This window comes from Komagataeibacter saccharivorans, from assembly GCF_004348195.1.
Classification (GTDB): Bacteria; Pseudomonadota; Alphaproteobacteria; order Acetobacterales; family Acetobacteraceae; genus Komagataeibacter; species Komagataeibacter saccharivorans.
On the sequence record NZ_CP036404.1, the window covers coordinates 1,029,859 to 1,047,497 of the forward strand.

Here is a 17,639-nt window from a genome sequence, read left to right on the forward strand (position 1 = left end):
GGGGGCGACATCATCTGTCATGACAGGTGTGATTGCATCATGGGCGCACACAACGGCATAAAGCGGTTATAACGCACCGCGCGCTGCCCACGGGCATGCCCCTACAGGATCGTATCTGCTCCATGTCCGCTATTTTTTCGCCGTCTTCGCTTTATGCGCTGGCCCAGGTTATCCTGATTGACGTGACACTCGCGGGCGATAACGCGATCGTGGTGGGGCTGGCGGTGCGTAACCTGCCGCACCGTTCGCGGCGAATCGCCATCCTGTGCGGGATACTGGGTGCTGCAGTCATACGGATCGGGCTGGCGCTGGTCGCCGTCAGGCTGCTGGCCATTATCGGGCTGACGCTGGCGGGCGGCCTGCTGCTGCTGTGGGTGTGCTGGCGCATGTATCGGGAAATGCGCGGTGATGCCGTGGAGAACGATTCAGCCCCCGCCCCCGGATCGCTGCGCAATGCCATCATCCGCATCATGGTGGCCGACCTGTCCATGAGCCTTGATAACGTTCTGGCGGTAGCAGGGGCCGCGGGCGAGCATATGGGCGTGCTGGTCACGGGGCTGGTCATATCGGTCGTGCTGATGGCAGTTGCGGCATCCCTGATCGCGCGCCTGCTGGAACGGTATCGCTGGATTTCGTGGATCGGGCTGCTGGTTGTGCTGGTTGTGGCGATCGAACTCATCATCAAGGGCGGTGGCGAGGTCTGGACCCATATCGGGGGCGCCGCATGACGAGTACACGCGCCAGCCATCGTCTGGGCATTGCGACGGGGCTGGCGCTGTCCGGCCTGCTGGCGCTGCCTTCCCCTGCCGCATCATCCCCGTCGCCTGCGGTGAAGGCAGAAAACTGGCCCACCCCTGCGCAGGCCGCGACCGGCAATGCAGATGATGACCCGATTGCCGCGAAGCTGGTGGTGTACCTGCGCCTGCTTTCCCCGGTGGGGGGAAGTTCCGATGAATACGCGACCTTCCTGCGCGAAAATGCCGCCTGGCCACAGCGCCCCACCCTGCTGGCGCGGTTTCAGCAGACCCTTGCAGCCGAACCGGATGACGTCACGGCGGGGCGGCTGTGCGGCGTCCTGCCGCTGAAGGATGTGCATGCGCTGCTGCGCTGCAACAGTGCATCCCCCCGCCCGGCGAAGCTGGATGACTGGGCGCGTGATACATGGATACACCGCGCCGACAGCCCGACCGACGCGCAGGCGATGCTGGCGGCCTTCGGCAGTGCTTTCACGCCGGAGGACCACTGGCAGCGCTTCGACCGGCAGGAACGCGCGGGACAGGTCGAAGCCGCGACCCGGCAGGTACCCCTGCTGACCCCGGCGCAGCAACCCATTGCCCGCGCGCGCATCGCCTTCCGCCGCAATGATCCGCAGGCGGAAACGACACTGGCCCTGCTACCGCCTGAACAGCAGGCTGATGCGGCATTATTGCTGGACCGCCTGCGCTGGCTCCACCATGCACAGCGGCTGGATGATGCGCTGGCCCTGTGGCGCGCACGGGGCATCGAGACGGAACAGCATGCAACCGGCGGCGCCGCAGCCGCATTCTGGCGCGAACGTGACGGGCTGGCCCGCGACCTGCTTCAGGCCCGCAGGCCACAGGACGCCCTGCTCATCGCCAACGACACGGCGGATATCGGCGCGGCCAACCATTTTGACGCCCTGTTCCTGACCGGCTGGATCAGGCTCGAATACCTGCATGACGCCGAACACGCACAGGCTGACTTCACCCCGCTGGCGCAGGCGGTTCCCGTCATTACCCGCAGCCGGGGGCAGTTCTGGCTGGGACGCGCGTTATGGGCCTGTGGCCGACATGAACCCGCGCGGACCCAATGGACGCACGCGGCGGAACTGGCCAATACCTTCTACGGGCAGATGGCGATTGAATGGCTGGCGGGCAACCGGATGAACCAGTTGCTGGTTCCCGATCAGGCGGGCCGCCAGATCCGCGCGCACCTGCTGCGCGAAAAGGAACCCAGCCCCACGGTAGCCGATGCCGTGCGGTTCGATACGACGGAACTGGCGCGCGCGGCGGAAATTCTGGCGGCATGGGGTGACGGGCATCATGCGCGTGATTTCATCCTAGCCCTTGATGCGCAGGGCACGGATGCGATGACACATGTGCTGGCCGCACGCATGGCGACACGGCTGAACGTGCCGGATGCCGCGGTCATGATCGCCCGTCTGGCCGGACGCGACGGGCTGACGCTGATACGCGAAGGCTGGCCCCGCCCCTACACCCCGCCCACAAGCATCCTGCCTGCGGATGTGGAACTGGCCGTGGCGCGGCAGGAAAGCGGGTTTGACCCTGCGGTGGTCAGCCCGGCCCATGCAGTAGGTCTCATGCAGCTTCTGGTGTCCACGGCGCGCGACGTTGCGCGCAAGGTCGGCATGACGGATGTGCCGGTCAGTGCAGCCACCCTGACCGATCCGCAACTGAACATGCGGCTGGGTGCCGCCTATCTGGTGGATATAGCCCAGCGCGTGGGGGGAGCCGTTCCTTACGTTGCGGCGGCCTATAATGCCGGGCCGCACCGCACGGATAACTGGCTGCTGACACTGGGCAACCCGGCGCGCGATACGCCTGTGCCTGATGCCCTGCTGGACTGGATCGAAAGCATTCCTTTCGGGGAAACACGCAATTACGTTGAAAGGGTGGAGGAGAACATGGCCATTTATCAGGCAACCGACCCCGCACTGGCGCAGGACTGATGGCGGTGTCCCCTGCCCGCCTGATTGCCAGCTTCGGGGGCTGCGGCTTTGCCCACCGTGCGCCGGGCACGGTGGGATCATTCGCGGCCATGGTTGTGGGTGTCCCCCTGCTGGGACAATGGACATGGATGGCGCTGGCCATCATTGCCTGCACCCTGATCGGCTACCGGGCCACGGCACTGGTATCCAACGGGGAAGATCACGGCTGGATCGTGATTGATGAGGTCGCGGGCATGTGGCTGGCGATGTTCCCGCTAGCGCCCCTGCCCGTTTCCGCCCTGCGCTGGGTGGATGTGCTGTGGCTGCTGCTGGCCTTCGCCCTGTTCCGCCTGTTCGATATCACCAAGCCCGGTCCCGTAGGCTGGTTCGACCGGCGGCATGATGCGCTCGGCATCATGGGGGATGATGTTGTGGCCGGGATCATGGCCGCCATCATCCTGACAGGCATCCGTTATCTGGCCTGACGCGTTACCGCCACAGCAAAGGAGAATGTGACGGATGTTACCTGATACATTTCTTGCCCGCATGCCCGATGCCCTGATGCGGCTACGCACTGCGGGCCGCCGCATTGTCACGGCGGAAAGCTGCACGGGCGGACTGCTGGCCGCATCGCTGACCCATGCCGCCGGATCGTCCGATGTGGTGGCGGGCGGTTTCGTCACCTATTCCAACAGCATGAAACACCATACGCTGGGCGTATCCCTCAACCTGCTGGAACGCCACGGCGCCGTAAGCCGGGAGGTCGCCGCAGCCATGGCACAGGGCGCCCTTGCGCATGCGCCCGATGCCAATATGGCTGTGTCCATCACCGGCATTGCCGGACCGGGTGGCGCCGTGCCGGACAAACCGGTGGGACTGGTCTGGTTTGGTACGGCGTGCGGGGGACAGGTTGACACGGTTTCCCATGTATTTGCAGGCACCCGCACCGAAATCCGCGCGCAGGCCGTCCGCATCGCCCTTTCGCTACTGCTTGACCATGCGGATCGGCTGAATGCGGAATAAACGGCAGCACTGCATTGCAGGAAAGCTTTAGGCGCGCTGCCGCAATACTGGCAGGAAGAGCCGCCTCCCTGCCACGGATGGGACAATCAGTATCCGGAAACCGTGCTACCTGTTTCCGGCACGCGGATGGGGCTGGCGGTTTCGCCTGTTCCCGCCGCCTGTACCGGATGGCCGGGGGCGGCTACCGGCGGGGCAGCAGACGCGGCCTGCGGGGGAAGTGAGGCGCGGGCTTTCTGCAGGCTCTGTGCATTCAGGTCCGCCGTTTCGGCATCACTGCCGGGGGCGGGATGATGGGCTGCCGGTGCAGCACTGGCAAGCGATGTCATGCCCAGCAGCATGCAGCCTGCCATGGCGGAAATGAATTTTTTCATGATGAGGTTTCCCAATCCGGACTGACGGTTTGAGGGGATCAGGCATTACCGGCTTTTGCCGTGCCGATCGGCGGCGGAGCCGGCGTTGCGGGCTGGCCGTAAATATCCCGCGCACGGCGGATAAAGGCCGAAACCATGAGACGCACGGCTTCATTGAAGACAACGCCGATCGCCGCCTGCAACAGGCGGGAACGGAATTCGAAATCCACAAAGAAATCAACCAGACATCCACGCGCATCGGGCGTGAACGTCCATACGTTGTTCAGATAGCGGAAAGGCCCTTTTTCGTAGCTGACCCGTATCGTGCTGGGTGCTTCAAGCAGGACGCGGCTGGTAAATGTCTCCCGAAACGGACCAAACCCTATGGTCAGGTCCGCAACCAGTTCGGTGCTGGTGCGCGTACGAACCCGCGCGTTGGTACACCACGGCAGAAACTGGGGGTATTTCCCGACGTCGGCCACCAGATCAAAAAGCTGATCGGGGGAATAGGCAATAAGCCGACGTTCGGCATGGGTGGGCATCAGTTACTCTCCATCGCGCCACGCTCTGTCCGCAGGCGGTGTTCACGTGCGGCGCGCAGTTCCGCAAAATCAGAATCCGCATGATACGATGACCGGGTCAATGGCGAGGCACTGACCTGAAGAAAGCCCTTTACGCGCGCGATCGTCGCGTAATCGGCGAATTCATCCGGCGTAACGAACCGGGCCACCGCGGCATGCTTGACCGTAGGCTGGAGATATTGCCCCAGAGTGATGAAATCAACGTCCGCAATACGCAGATCATCCATGACCTGCGTGATTTCGGTCCGTTCTTCGCCCAAGCCGAGCATCAGTCCTGACTTCGTGAAGATGGACGGGTCCATCCGCTTCACATCGTCCAGAAGGCGCAGCGACTGGTAATAGCGCGCACCAGGGCGGATCGTGGGATACAGCCGGGGCACGGTTTCCAGATTATGGTTGAACACATCGGGTCGCGCACGGACCACAACCTCCAGCGCGCCGGGCTTGCGCAGGAAATCAGGCGTCAGGATCTCGACCGTCGTATCCGGCGCGCTGGCACGCAGGGCACCAATCACCCGTGCGAAATGATGCGCGCCACCATCGGCCAGATCATCGCGGTCAACGGAAGTGATAACGACATGCCGCAGCCCCAGACGGGCCACCGCATCCGCCACGCGCTCGGGTTCATCCGAATCAAGCGCATTGGGCATGCCGGTCGTGACATTGCAGAATGCGCAGGCCCGCGTGCAGATTTCCCCCATGATCATCATGGTCGCATGACGCTGGGACCAGCATTCCCCGATATTGGGGCATGCCGCTTCCTCGCATACCGTGACAAGCTTGTTGTCACGCATGAGCTTGCGCGTTTCATGATAGGTGGGGTGATTGGGCGCGCGCACCCGTATCCAGTCGGGCTTGCGCGCGATGGGATTGTCGGGCTTGTGCGCCTTTTCTGGATGGCGAAGGGGCGTGTCCCCCTTCTTCCGGTGGTCGATCATCACACGCACAGACATGTACCAGGTCCCCGCAAACAGGCAGATAAGCACAAGTGTAACGCCAGCCCCACCGCGTCAAGCGTTCTTGCCCGCTTCCCCGCGTGACGGGATCACAACCGCACGATCAGGTACCGCGTGATCCTGCCCCGCCGCAGGCAGCGTTAGATATGCAGCGCCCCGTCATACGCCGCCAGCACGGCTTCGTGCATGGTTTCCGATATGGTGGGATGCGGGAAAACGGTTTCCTTGAGTTCGGCATCCGTCAGTTCACCCGTGCGGGCGATCACGTATCCCTGAATCATCTCGGTCACTTCCGGCCCGACCATATGGGCACCCAGCAGTTCGCCAGTTGCCTCATCGAAAATGGTCTTCACCAGCCCTTCCGGCTCGCCCATCGCAATGGCCTTGCCGTTACCAATGAAGGGGAAGCGCCCGACACGGATCTTGTGACCAGCCGCCTTTGCGCGTTCTTCCGTCATCCCGACCGACGCCACCTGCGGACGGCAGTAGGTGCAGCCGGGAATGTTCAGCGGGCTGATCGGGTGGACCGTACGGCCCGCGATCTGTTCGGCCACCATCACGCCTTCATGGCTGGCCTTGTGGGCAAGCCATGGCGGGGATGCGATATCACCGATGGCGTAAACACCCTTTTCACCCGTGCGGCAGTAGGGATCGACCTTGATGTGGGTCCGGTCGACTTCGATCGCCGTGCCCTCAAGCCCGATATTCTCGACATTGCCGACAATGCCCACAGCCGAGATCACGCGCTCCACCACAACGGACTGCGTTTTTCCCCCGGCGGTGACCTCCACCGTCACGCTGTCCCCATCCTTGCCAATCCGGCCCAGTTTCGCACCGGTCAGGATTTTCATGCCCTGCTTTTCAAGGGCCTTGCGGGCGAAGGTGCTGATTTCGGCATCTTCCACCGGCAGGATGCGGTCGGCCACTTCCACAATCGTGACCTCCGCCCCCATGTTCCGGTAAAAGGACGCGAATTCCACCCCGATTGCCCCTGACCCGATCACCAGCAGGCTGCGCGGCAGTTCGGTGGGCACCATGGCCTCGCGGTAGGACCAGACAAGCCTGCCATCAGGTTCCAGTCCGGGCAGCACACGCGCCCGCGCGCCCGTAGCCAGAATCACGTTCGGGGCGGTCAGAATGGTTTCCTCACCATCACTGGTTACGGAAACCTTGCGCAATGTGCCCTGCGTGCCTGCAAGCCGGCCGAAGCCGTTGACGACGGTCACGCCATTCTTCTTCAGCAGATGGCTGACACCGGCGGAAAGCTGCGCCGAAACCTTGCGCGAACGCTTGACCACCTTGGTAAAGTCAAAGCGCACGTTATCGGCGGCAAAGCCGAATTCATCCAGATTATGCAGCAGGTGATTGATTTCCGACGCGCGCAGCAGCGCCTTGGTCGGAATGCAGCCCCAGTTCAGACAGATGCCGCCAAGCTGCGCGGTTTCGACCACAGCAGCCTTCAGCCCAAGCTGGGCGGCGCGGATGGCCGCGACATAACCGCCGGGACCACCGCCAATAACAATGACATCAAATTGCGTGGTGCTCATTGGACCGCTTCCTCAGACCACAAGGCTCATGGGGTTTTCCACCACGGCGCGGAAGGCCGAAACCCATTCTGCCGCCAGCGCGCCATCCACCACCCGGTGATCGACCGACAGGGTAACCGTCATGACCGTAGCGATCGTAATCTGGTCGCCCTTCACCACCGCCCTGCGTTCGGCTGCGGCAATGGCCAGTATGGCGGCCTGCGGCGGGTTGATGATGGCCGAGAACGCCTTGACCCCGTACATCCCCATATTGGAGATGGAGAAGGTGCCCCCCTGAAATTCCTCCGGCTTCAGCTTGCCCGCCCGCGCGCGGGCGACAAGATCGCGCGTTTCGGTGCTGATCTGCCGCAGGCTCTTGGTATCGGCCTTACGCACGATAGGGGTAATCAGCCCATCGGGAATGGAGACGGCCACGGAAATATCCACGTCGTCATAAACCAGAACCGCATCGTCCGTGTACGATACATTGACCTTCGGCACCCGCCGCAGCGTAACGGCGACTGCCTTGATGAGCATATCATTGACGGAAATCTTGTACGCACCCGGTCCCTCCGCAGGGGATGCCGCGTTCATCTGGCTGCGCAGCGCCATGAGCGCATCAAGCTGCACATCCATTTCCACATAGAAATGCGGAATGGTGGATTTCGCTTCCGTCAGACGGCGGGCGATCACCTTGCGCATGGTAGAATGGGGCACCTTCGCGTAACCCGTGCCCGCGGCTTCCGCCACTGCGGCAGGGGATGCGGTTTTCGGTGTCGCGGCCGGGGTCTGCCCGGCCTGCTCCACATCACGGCGCACGATGCGACCGTTGGGGCCGCTTCCCTTCAGGGTGGACAGATCAACCCCTTTCTGCGCCGCGATACGGCGGGCCAGCGGGGAGGCGAAAACACGCTTTCCACTGGACGCGGCAGGGGCGGCAGACGGAACCACCGCAGGGGCCGGAGCCGCAGCCGCGGCCGGGGCGACCACAGGTGCCTGCGCTGCCGGGGGCGTGGCAGAAGCCGCCGAGATGTCCGGCACGCTTTCACCCTCGGCCACCAGAATGGCGATGGGCGTATTGACCGCGATGCCTTCCGTCCCTTCCGGGGTCAGGATACGGCCCAGCACGCCTTCATCCACGGCCTCGACTTCCATCGTGGCCTTGTCCGTCTCGATTTCGGCAATCACGTCACCGGATGCGATGGTGTCGCCTTCCGTCTTGAGCCAGCGGGCCAGCTTGCCTTCCTTCATGGTGGGCGAAAGCGCGGGCATCAGGATGTTGATGGACATCGTGCGTTTCCCCTTCACACAACCTGCCGGACGGCATTGATGATCCAGTCCGGATTGGGCAGGGCAAGCTTTTCAAGGTTGGCGGCGAACGGCATGGGCACATCGGCCCCCGCCACGCGCACCGGCGGCGCATCGAGGTAGTCGAACGCATGTTCGATCACCTGCATGGATATTTCGGCACCGATACCGGCGAACGGCCAGCCTTCTTCCACCGTGACCAGCCGGCTGGTCTTCTTCACGCTGTCCACCACCGTCCGGGTATCCAGCGGGCGGATGGTGCGCAGGTTGATGACCTCGGCCTCGATCCCCTGCTCCGCCAGCTTGGCCGCGGCTTCCAGCGCCACGCCAACCATGATGGAGAAAGCGACGATGGTTACGTCGCGTCCCTCGCGCTCGACCTTCGCCTTGCCAATGGGCAGGATGAAATCCTCATCCACCGGGCAGGAAAAACGCTGTCCGTACAGGATTTCGTTTTCAAGGAAGATGACCGGGTTCGGATCGCGGATGGCGGCGCGCAGCAGGCCCTTCGCATCGGCTGCCGACCACGGCGCCACGACCTTGAGGCCCGGCACATGGCCATACCAGCTTGCATAACACTGCGAATGCTGCGCGCCCACGCGGGCGGCGGCACCGTTAGGGCCACGGAATACGATGGGGCACGACATCTGGCCACCGGACATGTAGCGCGTCTTGGCGGCGGAATTGATGATCTGGTCAATGGCCTGCATGGCGAAGTTCATGGTCATGAACTCCACAATCGGCTTCAGCCCGGTCAGCGCGGCACCGATGGCCATGCCGGCAAAGCCCTGTTCGGTAATGGGGGTGTCAATCACCCGCTTTTCACCGAATTCGTCCAGCAGCCCCTGGGAAACCTTGTAAGCCCCCTGATACTGGGCCACTTCCTCACCGATCAGGAACACATCCCCATCACGGCGCAACTCGGCGGCCATCGCATCGCGCAGGGCTTCGCGCACGGTGATTTCGCTACATTCGCCCCAGTCCTTTTCAGGCTGGGCGCTGGCGGGCGGCGTGCTGGGGGCAGCGGGCGTCGGCCCACACGAAGCCGGGGCCGGGGCCGAGGACGTAGCTGCGGCAGGCTGCTGCGCGGGGGCGGCGCCGGGCCGGGCCTTCGCATCTTCCCCTTCCGCCAGCAGGATGGCGATGGGCGTGTTGACAGCGACGTTTTCCGTCCCTTCGGGGATCAGGATGTCGCCCATTATGCCTTCATCCACCGCTTCCACTTCCATCGTGGCCTTGTCGGTCTCGATTTCGGCAATCACGTCACCTGCGGCGACGGCTTCCCCCGGTTTGCGCAGCCAGCGGGCCATCTTCCCCTCCGTCATGGTGGGAGAGAGGGCGGGCATGAGTATTTCTGTTGCCATTTCTAATCAGCTTTCCACCAGCACGTCTGTCCACAGTTCCGAAGGATCGGGTTCAGGGCTGGTCTGGGCAAAGGATGCTGCGTCAGCCACGATCGACTTGATCTGGTCATCCATGGATTTCAGTTCGCTTTCGGCCACGCCCATATCCAGCAGTTCACGACGGGCGCGATCAATGGGATCGTGGTTCCTGCGCATTTCGTCCACTTCGGTACGCTGGCGGTATTTCGCCGGGTCCGACATGGAATGGCCGCGATAACGGTAGGTATCGACTTCCAGCAGCACCGGCCCCTTGCCCGCACGGCAATGGGCTACAGCTTCCTGTGCCGCGGCACGCACCGCACCCACATCCATGCCATCCACATGCATGCCCGGAATGCCCCACGGCTCACCATTGCGCCACAGCTCCTTCGATGCGGAAGCCCGTTCGACGCTGGTGCCCATGCCATAGTGGTTGTTTTCCAGCACGAACAGGCAGGGCAGCTTGTGGAGCGCGGCAAGGTTGAAGCTTTCGTACACCTGCCCCTGATTGGATGCGCCTTCGCCATAATAGGTGACGGAGACTTCATCCGTGCCACGATACCTGTTGGCGAACGCCAGCCCGATACCCAGCGAGACCTGTGCGCCCACGATGCCATGGCCGCCATAGAAATGCTTTTCGCTGGAGAACATGTGCATCGAACCGCCCTTGCCGTGGGAATAGCCCCCCTCACGACCGGTCAGTTCCGCCATCACGCCGCGCGGGTCCATGCCGGCTGCCAGCATCTGTCCATGATCGCGGTAGGAGGTGATGATCTTGTCCCCCTGCTTCAGCTCCATCTGGATCCCGACCACGACCGCTTCCTGACCGATATACAGGTGGCAGAAACCACCGATCAGCCCCATGCCGTACAACTGGCCGGTACGTTCCTCAAACCTTCGGATCAGCACCATCTGGTAATAGGCGTGCTTCAGGTCGGCTTCCGTCATGGTCCGGCTGTTGTGCCCACCCGACAGGCCGGGATCTGTCTCGTTACTCATCGAATGTCCTTGGTTCATGTTGCCAGCGCTGTTGCCTAGCCATGCCGCAGCACGACCGTCACGACTGCCGGGCGTAACCGCCTTTCGTCATGCACCTGTCGCACGGTTATAAGTTCCGGAAGCCCCGCCGGATTTATGGATCACGTGTATCTGACAGATTTCCATGTCCCGCTCCACGGCCTTGCACATGTCATACAGTGTAAGGGCGGCAACGGAGGCCGCAGTCAGGGCTTCCATTTCCACGCCGGTCGGCCCGGTGGTACGGACGCGCGCCGTGATCTCGACCCCCTGCCCCGCCGAATCCGGGCCCAGATCCACCGTGACGGAGGAAATGGCCAGCGGATGGCATAACGGGATCAGATCCGATGTTTTCTTCGCCGCCATGATACCCGCGATACGCGCGGTCGCCAGCACGTCCCCCTTGGGCATCTGTCCCGACAGGATCATGGCCAGCGTTTCCGGGCGCATCTTTATCAGACCATGGGCCACGGCCTCGCGCCGGGTATCGGGCTTGGCCGATACATCGACCATGACCGCATGCCCCGCCGCATCCAGATGCGACAGGCCACCCGATGTCATGCCCCGGCCCCGTCCGGCTGCGTGCCAAGCAGGGCGTGGACGGCGGCCCCCACATCTTCATGCCGCAGCAGGCTTTCCCCCACCAGAAAACCCGATGCCCCAACCGCGTTCAGCTTCATGACATCCGCATGCGTGCGGATGCCGCTTTCGGATACGATGATCCGGTCAGGCGGCACCAGCGGCGCAAGCTGGAGGGTGGTTTCGATATCGGTCTGCAGGGTCTTGAGATTGCGGTTGTTGATGCCGATCAGGGACGTATCAAGCGCCAGTGCGCGATTGAGTTCCTGTTCGTCATGCACCTCAACCAGCACATCCATGTCCAGTCCGCGCGCGATGTCCAGCAGTTCGGCCGCTTCCGCATCGGTCAGGATCGCCATGATGAGCAGGATGCAGTCCGCCCCGATCAGGCGGCTTTCATGAACCTGCCACGGATCGACGATGAAGTCCTTGCGCAGCAGCGGCAGCTTGCATGCTTCGCGCACCCGGCTCAGATCCTCCGCGCTGCCATGGAAGCATGACCCTTCGGTCAGCACCGAGATACAGGCGGCCCCCGCCTTTTCATATTCCTGCGCGATCAGCGTCGGTTCGTAGTCGGGACGCAGGATACCGGCGGAAGGCGACGCCTTCTTTATTTCCGCGATCAGCCCGATCTGGTGATCGGCGGTCTTCTGCTTCAGCGCCTGCCCGAAACCGCGTGGTGGCGTTGTCACTTCACGCGCACGGGACGTAATTTCCTTCAGCGTCATGACCTTTGACCGCTGCGCCACGTCCACCCGTGTCCGTGCACAGATACGCTCCAGAACATCGGGGATGCTGTCCACATCCGCTGGCTGGACACTACCTGTCTGGGGGGAGGTCATTGGCGTGTCGTTCATTTTCTACCCTGTTACTCTGTTAGGCTCATCCACCCGGAAACTCCGGACAGCGTCCAGCACGGCCAGAACCGCGCCACGATCGAGAACATCAGCAGCCATGGCGATGTTCCCACGCAAGGCGGCATAGTCAATCGCGCCGCCATGAATGATATTGTCGCCCCGCTGCGCCACATGCAATGCCACTGCGGCATTGAGCAGCACGGTATCGCGGTAGGCACCGCGCGCGCCCTGCGCCAGTTCCCGCATTACACGCGCATTATGCGCAGGCGTGCCACCGGCTATGGCGTCGATGGGCGCGGGCTCAAGTCCCGTCTGCTCCGGCCAGACGGTCAGGTTGTGGATCTGGCCATCTTCCAGCACGCAGGCCCGCGTGGGACCGGCAAGCGTCAGTTCGTCCACAAACCGGCTATCGCCACAGGCGCCGCTTACGGCCCATACACGATCGGACCCGGCCTCGTGCAGCGTTTTGACCATCACGTCCAGCCACTGGGGGGAAAACACACCCACAAGCTGGCGCGTAACACCCGCGGGATTACACAGCGGACCGATCAGATTGAAAATGGTGCGAAAGCCCAGCCCGCGCCTTACTGCCGCGAAGTGGCGCATGGCGGGATGGTGATTGGTGGCCGCGAGAAACGTGACACCACAGGCATCCATCATCCGACCTATCGGTGCATTGCCGACGGGCAGCGGCACGCCGAGTTCCAGCAGCACATCCGTTGCCCCGGACCGCGACGACAGCGCCCGGTTGCCATGCTTGGCCACCGGCACCCCAAGGGCCGCCAGCACGAACGCCACGGCCGTTGACACATTGAGCGTGCCCAGACCATCCCCGCCCGTACCACACACATCCAGCGCACCAGCAGGCATGCCCGGCACCGCGAGCATGCGCGCGCGCGCCGCGCGGACAGCGGCATGCAGTTCGGTTACGGTTTCCCCACGGATATGCAGCGCGGTCAGGAAGGCGGCCAGCGGTATTTCGCCCACCGCGCCATCCATGATCTGTTCAAACGCTGCCCCCGCCATGGCAGGGGAAAGGTCCCGCTGCGCAAGCAGGACCGCCAGAATATCCCTGAACTCCGCCTGCTGGCCCTGTGCCGCGTCCGTAATGCCGGACATACGGTCAGGCAGCCTTGCGCGGTGTGTTCCTGCCCCGCGCAAGCGACAGGAAATTGGCCATGATGTCGTGGCCATGTTCGGAAGCGATGCTTTCGGGATGGAACTGCACGCCAAATATCGGCAGGGTGGCGTGCCGCAGTCCCATGATGACCCCGTCGGATGACCGGGCAGTGGCCACCAGCGTATCGGGCAGGCTGTCGGGATCGATGGTCAGGCTGTGATAGCGGGTCGCGTTGAACGGGTCGGGCACACCGGCGAAGATATCCGTCCCGTCATGATAGACGGGCGAGACCTTGCCGTGCATGGGCACTGGCGCACGCACGACCTTGCCGCCGAAAACCTGCCCTATGGCCTGATGCCCCAGACAGACGCCAAATATGGGCACCTTCCCCGCGGCCTGGGCGATCAGGTCGCAGCATATCCCGGCCTCGTTCGGGGAACACGGACCGGGGGAGATGACAATGGCTTCCGGGCGGAGCGCAAGCGCGTCCGCCACGCTGATCGCATCATTGCGGTAGACGGCGCACTTTTCCCCCAGATCCCCCAGATAGTGGACGAGGTTGAAGGTAAAGCTGTCATAATTATCGATCAGAAGGAGCATGGTCGTATCATGGCTTTTCCGCTGGGCCGGGTCAAACCTTCGGGCCTGACCCGGCATGTCTCAAGACATCATATCACGTTCGCGGATGTTATAAAATCGCCTTATCCGGCGTCACCCGTAGCGAAGCGGACCGCTTCCTCGGCCGCGCGGAACAGGGCGCGGGCTTTCTGGCGGGTTTCCTCGTATTCCGCATCGGGAACACTGTCCGCCACCACGCCGCAGCCGGCCTGCACATACATCCGGCCATCCTTCACCACCGCCATGCGCAGGCCGATGCAGGTATCCATGTCACCATCAGGGCCGAAATAACCGATGCACCCCGCATAGGTCGCGCGCCGGGTCGGTTCAACCTCATCAATGATTTCCATGGCGCGGATCTTGGGCGCGCCAGTCAGCGTGCCTGCGGGAAAGCCCGACATGAGGGCGTCCAGCGCCTCCAGATCGGGACGCAGCCGCCCTTCCACGTTGGACGAGATATGCATGACATGGCTGAAGCGTTCGATCACGAACTGTTCCGTCACCTTGACCGAACCCAGTTCGCACACCTGCCCGACATCGTTGCGACCGAGATCGATCAGCATCAGGTGTTCGGCGCGCTCCTTCGGGTCGGCCAGCAGTTCGGCTTCCAGCGCCAGATCCTCTTCCGTCGTGCGCCCACGCGGCCGGGTTCCGGCCAGCGGGCGGACGGTCATGGTGCCTTCACGCAGGCGGACCAGTATCTCCGGCGATGAACCGACAAGGCTGAACCCGTCAAGGTCGAGATAGAACAGGAAGGGTGCTGGATTGATCCGGCGCAGCGCGCGGTACAGCGCGAACGGCGGCAGGCTGAACGCCGCGCTGAAACGCTGGCTCGGCACGATCTGGAACGCATCGCCCGCCGCGATGTAATCCTGCAAGCGGCGCACGATGTCGCAGAATGCCTGCCGCGTCATGTTTGATTCCGGCACGGGGGGCGCGATCTCGCCCTCGTTCCCTTCCGGCAGTTCGACGGGGGTGGACAGCGCGGCGCGGGCCTGCTGCAGCCGGGCCTGCGCATCATCCCATATCGCTTCGGACGCGACACCCGCCTGCGGCCGCAGCGGGGCGGCCAGCAGCAGTTCGTCGCGCACCGTATCGAATATCGCGAACAGGCCGGGACGGATCAGTATCCCTTCAGGCAGGTTCAGATCATCGACAGGCATATCGGGCAGGTATTCGACCTGCCGGATCATGTCGTAACCGAGATAACCGAAGACGCCACCCGTCATGGGGGGCAGTTCTTCGGGCAGGGTCATCCGGCTTTCGTGCAGCATCCGGCGCAGGGACACCAGCGGGGCGTCCGCCTCCGGCACGAATTCATGCACGCCTGCCGCCGGATCATGGCAGATACTGGCCTGACCATCGTGACAGCGCCAGATCAGGTCAGGCAGCAGGCCGATTACGGAATAGCGCCCGCGTGACGTGCCGCCTTCCACACTTTCCAGCAGGAACGCATTATGGCCGCCATTGGCCCCGCCATGGCTGCGCGCAAGATGCGACAGCCGCAGGAACGCCGCCACAGGTGTCAGCAGGTCGGCAGGCTCGACGCGCCATGTAACCGTGGCATCACCCTTGCGCAGCGCGGCGAGTGCCGCCGCACGCATGGCAGCATCCGGCTGCCGGAAGGAAGGGCGTATGCGCGATGCGTCTGCTGTCACTGTCCTGTTCCCGTGTTCTGGCTACCCGTAACCTCGGTCATGACCGCGCGGATGGCGGAATTGTTCGGCTTGGGCTTTACGATGCCCTCAAGCGCCGTGCCGTAGGTCATTTCAATATCATCGCCCATCGATTGCGCCAGCCCGGCGCGCACGCGATCATAGAGCGGCTTCTGCGTGGCGGGGTCGGGATGGTTGATCGCCGTCAGCGTTGCGATCACGTAGGAATCACCAGCCTGCGTCATCACGCTCTGTCCCGGATGGTCAAGGCGGAAGATCAGGGCCGCAACCTCACGCGGGATTTCCGGCGAAGGCTGCATGGGCGAAATCGGCTGGCTGTGTTCAACCCCCGCAATGGCCGGGCTGACATGGGCCAGACCGCCCTGCCCGGCTGCCTGCGTATAGAACGTGGTCGCCTGCTGGTCCGCCATGTGACGGCGCGCTTCAGCCTGCCATGCGGCGGCAACGCGCGGACCGGCCTCGGTCAGGCTCAGGTCATGGCCCGGCGTCACACTATCGACCGATACCGCGTACCATACGCCATCAGGCCCCTGCACCAGTTCCGGACTGGCGCCTTTCGCCTGTGAAAAGATGCGTGCCACGATTGCCTGCCGCGCAGCATCACCACCGGGTATCGGGGCCGCCGCGCCTTCATGGGTCATGCCATTCTGGTCAAGCTCGCCCGACACGGCGGCGGCACCCAGATCGGCAGGAATGGCGTCCAGACCACCACCTGCGATCGCGTCCTGCACCTTCTGCACGCGATCACCCAGCAGCGCCTGCGCGCGGCCATGCGCGATCTGGTCATGCAGGGCCTGCTTCACCTCATCAAACGGTGTCACATGCGCGGGGGTGACACCGGTTACACGGAAGACAACCCAGCCGCCTTCGCTTTTGACCGGTCCCTGCGTCGCATCGGCGGGGGCGGAGAAAATCTGCTTCGCAAGATCAGTGGAAGGAACATCGCTCTGGCGCATGCCGGGCAGTTCCACGGCGGCTGCGTCCTTGCCCGCGTTTTTCTGCACCAGCGCCCAGCTACCTGCATCCGCCCACTGCGCGCGCAGGGCTGCGGCGCGTTCCTGTGTCGGCACGGTCACGATCTGCACGTTACGGCGTTCGGGCGCGTTGAAGGTCTGGGCCTGTGCTTCATACGCCTTGTGCAGGTCGGCATCCGATATATCGATCTGGTGGCCGATCGTATCCGCCGAAAGGACGACGATGCGCGCATGCCGGTATTCCGGCGCATGGAATTCCCACGGGTGATTGGCATGATAGCGGGCAAGCTGGGCATCGGTCGGGATGGCCGTGACCTGCTGGCTGGCGAAGGGCACGCGCACGAGGTCGATGGTGCGGGTCTGGGCCTCGAAATCGAACAGGCGGCGGACCATGACATCCGGCACGCCCACGCCATCGCGAATCGGCTGCAGCAGCACGCGCGACGCCTGTTCCTGCCGCACCAGATCAACCAGCCTGCCTTCCGACATGCCCGTGCTGCGCAGGCGGGCATTGAGCAGCGCACGATCGAAATGCCCGTCACGCCCCTTGAACGCGGGAATGGAGAATATCTCGTCACGCACAACGGAATCGGGAACGATCAGGTCGTGACGGTCCGCCGCTTCCGCGATTTCAGCCTGCAGCACGAGGCGCTGGAGCACCTGCCGGGCAATTTCCTCACGCGTGCCGGGGGGGATCTGCGATGGATCGGACAGGTGCATGGACTGCGCCACCTGCGGCATCTCGGACTGGAGCGCGTTCTGGTAAGCCTGCACCAGAATGGGCCTGCCCCCCACGCGGGCGGCGACATCGGCGCGTTCCGTGCCGATACCCATCAGCACGTCGCCCACCCCCCAGCCGATGAAGGCAAGGAAAAACAGCCCCGCGATGATGCGTCCCACCCATGAATCGATAAACACGCGACACAGAAAAGAAAGCATGAAAAACCCTGCACCAGGACCAAGACATAAGGCGGACGGAAAAT

17 protein-coding genes are annotated in these 17,639 nt (G+C 63.4%); 4 read left to right on the forward strand and 13 right to left on the reverse strand.

Features of this window, described 5'->3' with window-relative positions:
* Positions 1–122 precede the first annotated feature (122 nt).
* Genes KSAC_RS04660 through KSAC_RS04675 form a run of 4 tightly spaced genes read left to right on the forward strand, consistent with a single transcriptional unit; the run spans position 123 to position 3,712 of the window.
* On the forward strand, positions 123–728 hold the full coding sequence (locus KSAC_RS04660) for a YjbE family putative metal transport protein (RefSeq protein ID WP_132304475.1): 606 nt from the start codon (positions 123–125) through the stop codon (positions 726–728).
* Positions 725–2,710: a lytic transglycosylase domain-containing protein gene (locus tag KSAC_RS17710; protein ID WP_132304477.1), complete on the forward strand. Its 1,986-nt coding sequence runs from the start codon at positions 725–727 to the stop codon at positions 2,708–2,710. The genes KSAC_RS04660 and KSAC_RS17710 overlap by 4 nt, the downstream gene beginning before the upstream one ends.
* Positions 2,711–2,715: 5 nt before the next feature.
* The gene (locus tag KSAC_RS04670) at positions 2,716–3,174 is read left to right on the forward strand and encodes a phosphatidylglycerophosphatase A family protein (RefSeq protein ID WP_408884745.1); all 459 of its coding nucleotides are present in this window, start codon (positions 2,716–2,718) and stop codon (positions 3,172–3,174) included.
* A 34-nt stretch (positions 3,175–3,208) separates the two neighbouring features.
* Positions 3,209–3,712: a CinA family protein gene (locus tag KSAC_RS04675; RefSeq protein WP_132304481.1), complete on the forward strand. Its 504-nt coding sequence runs from the start codon at positions 3,209–3,211 to the stop codon at positions 3,710–3,712.
* A gap of 86 nt (positions 3,713–3,798) precedes the next feature.
* Here the strand turns inward: KSAC_RS04675 and KSAC_RS04680 are convergent, their stop codons facing one another.
* The 13 genes from KSAC_RS04680 to KSAC_RS04740 all read right to left on the reverse strand — a co-directional run bounded on the left by KSAC_RS04680 (position 3,799) and on the right by KSAC_RS04740 (position 17,595).
* Positions 3,799–4,083: a hypothetical protein gene (locus KSAC_RS04680; protein ID WP_174234109.1), complete on the reverse strand. Its 285-nt coding sequence runs from the start codon at positions 4,081–4,083 to the stop codon at positions 3,799–3,801.
* Positions 4,084–4,121: 38 nt separating this feature from the next.
* The gene (locus tag KSAC_RS04685) at positions 4,122–4,604 is read right to left on the reverse strand and encodes a type II toxin-antitoxin system RatA family toxin (RefSeq protein ID WP_102323414.1); all 483 of its coding nucleotides are present in this window, start codon (positions 4,602–4,604) and stop codon (positions 4,122–4,124) included.
* Positions 4,604–5,596, reverse strand: coding sequence for a lipoyl synthase (lipA, locus tag KSAC_RS04690; protein WP_102324172.1), 993 nt, complete (start codon positions 5,594–5,596; stop codon positions 4,604–4,606). Before lipA ends, KSAC_RS04685 begins: the two co-directional genes overlap by 1 nt.
* 143 nt (positions 5,597–5,739) lie before the next feature.
* Positions 5,740–7,146 (reverse strand): dihydrolipoyl dehydrogenase, encoded by a 1,407-nt coding sequence (gene lpdA / locus KSAC_RS04695; RefSeq protein WP_132304483.1) that lies wholly within the window; start codon positions 7,144–7,146, stop codon positions 5,740–5,742.
* A gap of 12 nt (positions 7,147–7,158) precedes the next feature.
* A complete protein-coding gene (locus KSAC_RS04700; RefSeq protein ID WP_132304485.1) occupies positions 7,159–8,415 on the reverse strand; it encodes a pyruvate dehydrogenase complex dihydrolipoamide acetyltransferase in 1,257 nt (418 codons plus the stop codon).
* A 14-nt stretch (positions 8,416–8,429) separates the two neighbouring features.
* A complete protein-coding gene (locus tag KSAC_RS04705) occupies positions 8,430–9,797 on the reverse strand; it encodes a pyruvate dehydrogenase complex E1 component subunit beta (protein ID WP_132304487.1) in 1,368 nt (455 codons plus the stop codon).
* Between the two features lie 6 nt (positions 9,798–9,803).
* Positions 9,804–10,763 (reverse strand): pyruvate dehydrogenase (acetyl-transferring) E1 component subunit alpha, encoded by a 960-nt coding sequence (gene pdhA, locus KSAC_RS04710; RefSeq protein WP_243705349.1) that lies wholly within the window; start codon positions 10,761–10,763, stop codon positions 9,804–9,806.
* Between the two features lie 138 nt (positions 10,764–10,901).
* Complete coding sequence (gene moaC, locus KSAC_RS04715; protein WP_132304489.1) at positions 10,902–11,393, reverse strand: cyclic pyranopterin monophosphate synthase MoaC; 492 nt, start codon at positions 11,391–11,393, stop codon at positions 10,902–10,904.
* Positions 11,390–12,268 (reverse strand): indole-3-glycerol phosphate synthase TrpC, encoded by an 879-nt coding sequence (gene trpC, locus KSAC_RS04720; protein WP_174234108.1) that lies wholly within the window; start codon positions 12,266–12,268, stop codon positions 11,390–11,392. The genes moaC and trpC overlap by 4 nt, the downstream gene beginning before the upstream one ends.
* A gap of 3 nt (positions 12,269–12,271) precedes the next feature.
* Positions 12,272–13,387 (reverse strand): anthranilate phosphoribosyltransferase, encoded by a 1,116-nt coding sequence (trpD, locus tag KSAC_RS04725; RefSeq protein ID WP_165927286.1) that lies wholly within the window; start codon positions 13,385–13,387, stop codon positions 12,272–12,274.
* Between the two features lie 4 nt (positions 13,388–13,391).
* Positions 13,392–13,988 (reverse strand): anthranilate synthase component II, encoded by a 597-nt coding sequence (locus KSAC_RS04730; RefSeq protein WP_102324170.1) that lies wholly within the window; start codon positions 13,986–13,988, stop codon positions 13,392–13,394.
* Between the two features lie 101 nt (positions 13,989–14,089).
* Positions 14,090–15,610: an anthranilate synthase component I gene (gene trpE, locus KSAC_RS04735; RefSeq protein WP_165927339.1), complete on the reverse strand. Its 1,521-nt coding sequence runs from the start codon at positions 15,608–15,610 to the stop codon at positions 14,090–14,092.
* 50 nt (positions 15,611–15,660) lie between these two features.
* Positions 15,661–17,595: a peptidylprolyl isomerase gene (locus KSAC_RS04740; RefSeq protein WP_132304495.1), complete on the reverse strand. Its 1,935-nt coding sequence runs from the start codon at positions 17,593–17,595 to the stop codon at positions 15,661–15,663.
* Between the last annotated feature and the right edge of the window lie 44 nt (positions 17,596–17,639).

Excerpts from the sequence above, each read along its gene's own strand:
- KSAC_RS04660 (WP_132304475.1), top strand. The coding sequence starts at position 123 with ATGTCCGCTATTTTTTCGCCGTCTTCGCTTTATGCGCTGGCCCAGGTT.
- KSAC_RS17710 (WP_132304477.1), top strand. The coding sequence starts at position 725 with ATGACGAGTACACGCGCCAGCCATCGTCTGGGCATTGCGACGGGGCTG.
- KSAC_RS04675 (WP_132304481.1), top strand. The coding sequence starts at position 3,209 with ATGTTACCTGATACATTTCTTGCCCGCATGCCCGATGCCCTGATGCGG.
- KSAC_RS04680 (WP_174234109.1), bottom strand. The coding sequence starts at position 4,083 with ATGAAAAAATTCATTTCCGCCATGGCAGGCTGCATGCTGCTGGGCATG.
- KSAC_RS04685 (WP_102323414.1), bottom strand. The coding sequence starts at position 4,604 with ATGCCCACCCATGCCGAACGTCGGCTTATTGCCTATTCCCCCGATCAG.
- lipA (WP_102324172.1), bottom strand. The coding sequence starts at position 5,596 with ATGTCTGTGCGTGTGATGATCGACCACCGGAAGAAGGGGGACACGCCC.
- lpdA (WP_132304483.1), bottom strand. The coding sequence starts at position 7,146 with ATGAGCACCACGCAATTTGATGTCATTGTTATTGGCGGTGGTCCCGGC.
- KSAC_RS04700 (WP_132304485.1), bottom strand. The coding sequence starts at position 8,415 with ATGTCCATCAACATCCTGATGCCCGCGCTTTCGCCCACCATGAAGGAA.
- KSAC_RS04705 (WP_132304487.1), bottom strand. The coding sequence starts at position 9,797 with ATGGCAACAGAAATACTCATGCCCGCCCTCTCTCCCACCATGACGGAG.
- pdhA (WP_243705349.1), bottom strand. The coding sequence starts at position 10,763 with ATGACGGAAGCCGACCTGAAGCACGCCTATTACCAGATGGTGCTGATC.
- moaC (WP_132304489.1), bottom strand. The coding sequence starts at position 11,393 with ATGACATCGGGTGGCCTGTCGCATCTGGATGCGGCGGGGCATGCGGTC.
- trpC (WP_174234108.1), bottom strand. The coding sequence starts at position 12,268 with ATGAACGACACGCCAATGACCTCCCCCCAGACAGGTAGTGTCCAGCCA.
- trpD (WP_165927286.1), bottom strand. The coding sequence starts at position 13,387 with ATGTCCGGCATTACGGACGCGGCACAGGGCCAGCAGGCGGAGTTCAGG.
- KSAC_RS04730 (WP_102324170.1), bottom strand. The coding sequence starts at position 13,988 with ATGCTCCTTCTGATCGATAATTATGACAGCTTTACCTTCAACCTCGTC.
- trpE (WP_165927339.1), bottom strand. The coding sequence starts at position 15,610 with ATGCGTGCGGCGGCACTCGCCGCGCTGCGCAAGGGTGATGCCACGGTT.
- KSAC_RS04740 (WP_132304495.1), bottom strand. The coding sequence starts at position 17,595 with ATGCTTTCTTTTCTGTGTCGCGTGTTTATCGATTCATGGGTGGGACGC.